5 protein-coding genes and 3 tRNA genes are annotated in these 7,141 nt (G+C 44.9%); 4 read left to right on the top strand and 4 right to left on the bottom strand.

Annotated features, from left to right (window positions below):
* From AWH66_RS00040 to AWH66_RS00030, 3 genes are all read right to left on the bottom strand, one after another.
* A partial coding sequence (locus AWH66_RS00040) for an efflux RND transporter permease subunit (protein ID WP_071487834.1) occupies positions 1 to 2,137 on the bottom strand: 2,137 nt, incomplete at its 3' end.
* A gap of 11 nt (positions 2,138 to 2,148) precedes the next feature.
* The gene (locus AWH66_RS00035; protein WP_063604179.1) at positions 2,149 to 3,255 is read right to left on the bottom strand and encodes an efflux RND transporter periplasmic adaptor subunit; all 1,107 of its coding nucleotides are present in this window, start codon (positions 3,253 to 3,255) and stop codon (positions 2,149 to 2,151) included.
* 18 nt (positions 3,256 to 3,273) lie between these two features.
* The gene (locus tag AWH66_RS00030; RefSeq protein WP_206360027.1) at positions 3,274 to 3,855 is read right to left on the bottom strand and encodes a TetR/AcrR family transcriptional regulator; all 582 of its coding nucleotides are present in this window, start codon (positions 3,853 to 3,855) and stop codon (positions 3,274 to 3,276) included.
* A gap of 177 nt (positions 3,856 to 4,032) precedes the next feature.
* Here AWH66_RS00030 and rep point away from each other — a divergent pair, with 177 nt between their 5' ends.
* Positions 4,033 to 6,051, top strand: coding sequence for a DNA helicase Rep (gene rep, locus AWH66_RS00025; protein WP_063604181.1), 2,019 nt, complete (start codon positions 4,033 to 4,035; stop codon positions 6,049 to 6,051).
* 53 nt (positions 6,052 to 6,104) lie between these two features.
* On the opposite strand, the gene AWH66_RS00020 is transcribed toward rep, so the two are convergent.
* A complete protein-coding gene (locus AWH66_RS00020) occupies positions 6,105 to 6,518 on the bottom strand; it encodes a c-type cytochrome (protein WP_063604182.1) in 414 nt (137 codons plus the stop codon).
* Positions 6,519 to 6,813: 295 nt separating this feature from the next.
* Here AWH66_RS00020 and AWH66_RS00015 point away from each other — a divergent pair.
* The 3 genes from AWH66_RS00015 (at position 6,814) to AWH66_RS00005 (ending at position 7,140) form a co-directional block, all read left to right on the top strand.
* Positions 6,814 to 6,890 (top strand) — tRNA-Arg (locus tag AWH66_RS00015).
* A gap of 29 nt (positions 6,891 to 6,919) precedes the next feature.
* Positions 6,920 to 6,995, top strand: a tRNA-His gene (locus AWH66_RS00010).
* Between the two features lie 68 nt (positions 6,996 to 7,063).
* Positions 7,064 to 7,140, top strand: a tRNA-Pro gene (locus tag AWH66_RS00005).
* Position 7,141 lies beyond the last annotated feature (1 nt).

Below are 7,141 nucleotides of genomic sequence, written 5' to 3'. Positions count from 1 at the left end.
AAGCGCCCGCCATATCTTTGTCGATATTGATTTTCATCGTTGCCGAATCGTAGTTCAGATCCAGTGTTGAATAAACAAACTGAGCATTCTTTTGTACGTCAGTCCAGATATCTGTGGCGATAGTAAACAAGCTTTCGAAGCTGTTTGGTGTAGTAATTACAAACTGAATCGGTAGACCTGAACCGGCGCCTGGTAGCTCTGGCATCTGGAATGCTGTTACTGCCATACCAGGTACATCAGCCACAAGCCCACCAACTCGGTTAGCAACTTCTGCTTGACTCGCTTCACGTTGGCTCCAAGGAACCATAGAAGCAATACCAAATGCTTGGTTTGAGTTAGGTACACCAGTAAACACCTGAGCGAACGCCACTTCTGGCTGCTCGGTTAGGATCTTGTTTACGTCGTTCATGGTGTTTTGCAGGTAGTCTAAGTTTGCGTTAGACGGGCCTGTACCCATTAACATCACCACGCCTTTATCTTCCGATGGCGCTAGTTCACTTGGAATGAACTTAAACAGCATAGGCAGAGAAGCAAACACGATAACAGCAAACGCAATGATCACAGGGCGGTGTTGCATTACCGCGCCAAGCATTTTTTCATAACGTGATGTCATACCGTCTAGTACGTGATGTACTTTTTGCTCAAAGCGGTTTGGTGTTTCGTTGGCTTTAAGCAGCTTCGAACACATCATCGGTGATAGTGTTAATGCGATAATACCCGATACAAATACTGACCCCGCCAGCGTTAATGCGAACTCCTTAAATAATGAACCAGTGATACCGCCCATTAACGCGATTGGCGCATATACCGCACCCAGTGTAAGCGTCATGGCAATAACCGGTACCGCAATCTCACGAGTACCAATAATGGCAGCACGGAATGGAGATTCACCAAGCTTGATATGACGGTCAACGTTCTCAAGAACAACGATCGCATCATCTACTACCAGTCCGATCGCTAGTACCATAGCCAGTAGCGTCATTAGGTTCCAAGAGAAACCAATCGCCTGCATCACCATTGCCACACCAATCAACGATAGTGGAATTGTCACGATAGGGATCAGTACTGCACGGAAAGAGCCTAAAAACAGAGTGATCACCACAAGTACGATAAGTGCCGCTTCAAGAATGGTCTTAATTACCTCTTGAATCGATTCGTTGATCGCAACCGTAGAGTCATACATCACGTTCATTTTGATGTTGCTTGGCAGGTTCTTCTCTAGTTGTGGAAGAAGCTGAAGCACATCAGCAGCAATGTTGATCGGGTTAGCACTTGGGGCAGCGTTGATCGCTGCTACTACGGCTTCTTGACCGTTAGCACTTGCACGGTAAACATCATGGCTCTTCTCTAGCGTTACTTTAGCGATATCACCTAGGCGAATCACTTGTCCATCTTTAGAGCTCACGACAAGGTTTTTCAGTTCTTCAGTGTTTGAGACCTGAGTATCGGCACTACCGTTATACAGTACGAACTCACCCGTAGCCTGACCAGTTGCTGACTGATAGTTGTTGGCATTGAGGACATTCATGATGTCGGTGGCAGTCATTTTAAGAGCCGCCATTTTTAGTGGATCTAGCCATACGCGAAGGGCGTATTTCATACCACCATACATGTCGACTTTAGACACACCGTTTACGGTGAACAGCTGCGGGTTAATTACACGCTCTAGATAATCGGTAATCTGACTCGATGCTAACTCGTCACTGGTAAAACCGATATAAAGTACCGCCGTTGTTGAGCCAGTAGACATAGTCACCGTTGGATCTTCTGCTTCTTTAGGAAGCTGAGAACGAACAGAGTTGGTTTTAGCCAATATGTCTGAAAGCGCCGCATTAGGGTCGGTATTTAGCTTCATGTTCACAGTGATGGTCGACTGACCAAGGACTGACTGTGACGTCATGTAGTCGATATTATCGGCCTGAGCAACGGCCTGTTCCAATGGCTGGGTAATAAAGCCCTGGATTAGGTCAGCACTCGCACCGTAATAACTCGTGGTTACGGTAACCACGGTATTCGTCATTTCTGGGTATTCACGTACCTGCATTTTGAATACAGCTTGTAGACCAAGCAGTGCTATCAAAAAGCTGATCGATACCGCAAGAACAGGACGTTTTATGAAAACATCAGTAAAACGCATTTTGCCTCCAATTACAGCATCGGTGTCTCAGCCGGTGGTACTGTCGCATCGCTTTCTACCACTTTGACTTTAACGTCGTTACTTAGGCGAACTTGACCAGATGTTACGATGACATCATCTGCTTTTACGCCTTCTAGAATATGAGCGATATCGCCAGAGCGTTCACCCACTTTTACTACTTGCTGCTTAACGCGTTTCACACCATCAACGTCTTCAACGATATAAACATTGTCGCCATATAGGGTGAATGTAATCGCCGTTTGAGGAAGCGTTACTTGATTCTCAAGTTTAGGTAGGATGATATTTGCACGTGCAAACATACCACTACGCAGCTTACCGTCGTTGTTTGGAATGTCAGCTTGAACTTGAATCAAACCACTTTGGATGCTTACCGCAGGTTCAATCGCACTGATAGAGCCTTTAAACGCTTGGTTTGGATACGCATCAACGAAGATGTCTACATCTTGACCAATAGAGATGCGAGAGAAGTCGGTTTGTGGAACCGTAAAGCGCAGTTTCATCAGGCTAGTATCTTCTAAGCGTACAATATGATCGCTTGGTTGAAGGTATTGACCCAAGAACACGTTGCGAATACCAACAACACCACCAAACGGTGCTTTGATTTCACGACGGTCAATTTGAGCTTTCAAGCTTTCAATATCAGCCGATAGAGAGAAGTAACTAGCCTCTGCTTCATCATAAGATTCTTTTGAAATTGAACCTTTCTTATAGAGACCTTGGTAGCGTTTGTACTTTGCTTTTGCGGCCGGAAGGCGAGCTTCTGAGCTTTTTAGGTTGGCTTTCTCTACATCAGAATCAAGAGAAACAAGGAGTTGACCTTTTTCTACTTGAGAGCCTGACGCGAATGAGATATTGCTGATAACGCCGCTGGTTTCAGAGGTTAGCGTTACACCTTGGTTTGGTTCCACAAAACCAATAGCTTCGATAACCGGTACCCAATCAACAGGTTTCACTGTCGTTACGGTGACTGGAAACTCAGGCTCCGGGCGGTTTGCTAAATATTCAGCGATTTTCTGTTGTTTAAACAGATTGAAACCTATCACGCTGCCAAATAGCAGAACGGCGATAAGTAGCATGAAAAATGTCCACTTTTTCATTCTAACGAGAACTCCACATTAGTGTTTTATTATTGCATCCCAACTGGCTTCGATAGCAGCATCTAGCGCATCGTCATCCAGTTGATATAGGCCCAGAGCATGCTTACGTGCAAGTGAGACACTTGCTTCTAAGCTTAGTCCAGATAGGATTTCATTATCGAGGTTTTTAAAAACCCCTTGTTTCTTTCCTTCTGTGAATAGGTTGTCAACTTGGGCAAACATTTTTCGTTCTTGTTCCCTAGTTGTATAACAATTTTTCGAAGGAATAGAGTCATATTGAGCACGAGTCTTCAACGAATCGATGTTTGAAGCTGCGACGTGCCAGATATTAAGCCACATCTTACGATATTGCTCTTTTAGTGGTTGGTCGGCTTCGACACCTGCTTGAACGGCTTTGGCCATGCGTGATACTACGTAAAGCCTCAATTCTTCTAACAGATGGTCTTTGTCATCGAAATATCGATATATCGTGCCAGCTGCGACTCCGGCCTCATTGGCCAGTTTCTGCATTGATACGCCTTGAATCCCTTTTTCCGCCACCATTTTTTGTGCCGCTTCGAGGATTTGTAGTCGTTTATCACTGGTATTCATAGTCGTCATAGCCATCCGATAGATAATGAATGAACGTTCATTCATTATAAAGCAATTGAGGTATATTTACGCAACTTATTTTTAATCACTATTCTATAAAAGTTAAAAAATCCTACGGAGCGTGGCATTGTCAGCATTAGCAGTCTATTATGTGCGCGTTACAATTCGTGAGTAGTGAGCACACCAATGAAGCTAAATCCGCAGCAAGATATGGCGGTAAAATACGTCTCTGGTCCATGTCTGGTTCTTGCCGGTGCCGGGTCGGGCAAAACCCGCGTGATAACTAATAAGATAGCGTATCTAGTACAAAGCTGTGGTTATAAAGCGAGAAATATTGCTGCCGTAACGTTTACCAACAAGGCTGCACGTGAAATGAAAGAGCGTGTAGGACAAACCTTAGGTAAAAATGAATCCAAAGGTCTTATGGTATCCACCTTTCATACCATGGGACTCAATATCATACGTCGCGAGTATAAGGCGCTTGGACTCAAAGCTGGTTTCTCCTTGTTTGATGATCAGGACCAAATGGCACTACTCAAAGAGTTGACCGAACAGCAACTCGATGGCGATAAAGACTTGTTGCGTTCACTACTTGGCGCTATTTCTAACTGGAAGAACGACATGCTGACCCCAGAGCAGGTGAAAGGCTCAGCTCGTTCAGAGCAAGAGCAGTTATTTGCGCACTGCTATGAAATGTATCAAGTACAAATGAAAGCGTATAACGCGCTCGACTTTGATGACTTAATTGCTCTGCCCGTGATTTTGCTCAAAACCAATGAAGAAGTGCGAACTCGTTGGCAAAAGCGAATTCAATACCTGTTGGTCGATGAGTACCAAGATACCAACACCAGCCAATACGAATTGGTTAAGCTGCTGGTGGGAGAGCGTGCGCGTTTTACTGTCGTAGGTGACGATGATCAATCTATCTACTCGTGGCGCGGCGCAAAGCCTCAAAACCTGATTCTCCTGAACAAAGACTTCCCAAGCCTTAAAGTCGTGATGCTTGAACAGAACTATCGTTCAACCAGTCGTATCTTGCGGGCGGCCAACATCTTGATCGCTAACAACCCGCACGTGTTCGAGAAGTCGTTATTCTCAGAGATCCCTGACGGTGAAAAGCTCAAAGTACTCAAAGCCAAAAATGAAGATCATGAAGCGGAGCGCGTGACGGGTGAATTAATTGCGCATCGATTCGTGAATCGAACTGAATATCGCGATTACGCCATCTTATATAGAGGTAACCACCAATCACGACTCATCGAAAAGGTCTTGATGCAAAACCGCGTGCCTTACAAAATTTCCGGTGGTACTTCATTTTTTGGTCGTGCTGAAATTAAAGATATCATGGCGTACCTGCGAGTTTTGGTGAATCCTGATGACGATAATGCTTTCTTGCGTATCGTTAATACGCCTCGTCGTGAGATTGGTCCTGCTACCTTGGAAAAACTGGGTAGCTACGCCAATATGCGTGGCAAAAGTTTGTTTGAAGCTAGCTTTGAGTTGGGTTTGGAGCAACACTTATCGGGGCGCGGCTTAGAGAACTTGCGTCGATTCACTCAGTGGATTGTGACCATCGCCGATAACGCAGAGCGCGGTAATACAGTTGAAGCTGTGCGTTCATTAGTTCGTGACATCAACTATGAAGACTGGCTCTATGAGACCTCTTCAAGTGCGAAAGCCGCAGAAATGCGCATGAAGAATGTTTCTGATCTCTACTCATGGATTGTCGCAGATTTAGAAGGCGATAATTATGATAAGGAAGAGAAGTCACTAAAAGAGGTCGTTCAACGCCTGACGCTTCGAGATATGATGGAGCGCGGTGAAGATGAAGACGATAGTGATGCTGTTCAGCTAATGACACTGCATGCCTCGAAAGGTCTTGAGTTCCCTTATGTTTATCTTATCGGTTCTGAGGAAGGCATCCTGCCACATCAAACCAGCATAGATGAAGACAACGTAGAAGAAGAAAGACGACTAATGTATGTTGGCATTACTCGTGCCCAAAAAGAACTCACCTTTACTATATGTAAAGAGCGAAGACAGTATGGCGAGTTGATTAAGCCAGAACATAGTCGATTCTTAGATGAATTGCCGTTTGATGATGTCGAATGGGAACAAGCAAAAAAAGCGGTGTCTGCAGAAGAGCGAATGCAAAAAGGTCAGGCACACATTGCTAATATCCGGGCAATGTTTAATAAGAAATAAAAATAAATAAGGGGGCTGAATCAGCCCCCTTATTGATCATTGAGTTCGTGACACTATAGTCCGGCAATCATATGCTCGATAGCATCAACGATTTCTTGATCAGAACAGTCCATACAAGAGCCTTTTGCTGGCATCGCGTTGAAGCCGTTAATTGCATGGTCTTTAAGAACGTCTTTACCTTGAGCAATACGAGGTGCCCAATCGGCAGCATCACCCGTTTTAGGTGCGCCACTAACGCCAATGGAGTGACAGGCAGTACAGAAGGTGTTGTAAACGGTAGCGCCATCACGTGGACCGGTAGGTTCAGCAACCACAGGCTCACTACCTGCTAAGTAAACATCACCCACTGGTTTAATACGCTCTGCGATAGCGTCATATTCTTCTTGGCTCACATCCGCTGCGAAAGAGGCAGTAGAAAAAGTTAGTGCAGCGAACAACACTGTTAAGATTCGACGAGACATATCCATTAAACTCACTTTACTATCCAACAAGGTAGCAAGTCGGTGCTTGCTATTCATTTATACGATTTATTCTGCTTGCTGACTTAACGACTGTTAAATCAATGTAAACATTGGGTGATTATATCCTGTTAACTTGTTGCAATAAACCACAACTTTTCAGCTTCACGGGGTGAATCACATCGTAAAGCCACTATTTATTGCTTCAAAGTGCTGAAAAAGACAACAAACGAGAAAAAAAGTTGAAAAAGTACTTTACGACATAGTGTGATATACGTATTATTCCCATCCGCCGATAGGGCATGCGCCCGTAGCTCAGCTGGATAGAGCGTTGGCCTCCGGAGCCAAAGGTCGAAGGTTCGAATCCTTTCGGGCGCGCCATCCGGATAAAATATTGGCAGAACATAATGGTGGCTATAGCTCAGTTGGTAGAGCCCTGGATTGTGATTCCGGTGGTCGCGAGTTCGAATCTCGTTAGCCACCCCATTATTTTGGTGACTTCGGTTTCCAGTTTTGATTTAATCGAAACGAAAACGTTCTGAAAAGAACATCGTCGGTGAATAGCGCAGCTTGGTAGCGCATCTGGTTTGGGACCAGAGGGTCGGGGGTTCGAATCCCTCTTCACCGACCAC

Source organism: Vibrio barjaei, assembly GCF_001639065.2.
In the GTDB taxonomy this organism is placed as follows: Bacteria; Pseudomonadota; Gammaproteobacteria; order Enterobacterales; family Vibrionaceae; genus Vibrio; species Vibrio barjaei.
Note: the sequence above shows the minus strand (reverse complement) of the source record. Positions and strands in the feature narration are given on the sequence as shown.